This window comes from Pseudomonas sp. SIMBA_068, assembly GCF_046534705.1.
In the GTDB taxonomy this organism is placed as follows: domain Bacteria; phylum Pseudomonadota; class Gammaproteobacteria; order Pseudomonadales; family Pseudomonadaceae; genus Aquipseudomonas; species Aquipseudomonas putida.
In genome coordinates, this window is record NZ_JAWRYI010001941.1 from 1 (window position 1) to 213 (window position 213).

General features: G+C 62.0%; 1 protein-coding gene. It reads right to left on the reverse strand.

What is annotated here, in order from left to right:
* On the reverse strand, positions 1–213 hold a 213-nt coding region (locus SB756_RS36565), incomplete at both ends, for an immunoglobulin-like domain-containing protein (RefSeq protein ID WP_410914158.1).

The window sequence follows — 213 nt, forward strand, 5'->3', positions numbered from 1 at the left end:
TGGCTCGTCAGTGACCTGGGTGCTGACAGGAGTCTTGTCCAGGGTCAGCTGTTCGAACTTGCCGACATCCGCGCCCGCAACGGTCGCGATGGAGTTGACCACTGCTGGGTTGCTGCCAACGTAGACGTTGTCCGGGGCAGTCACGCTGATCGAACCGCTGGTGCCATTGGCCGGTACGGTGATGACGGTCTTGCCGTCGCTCAGCGTGAAGGT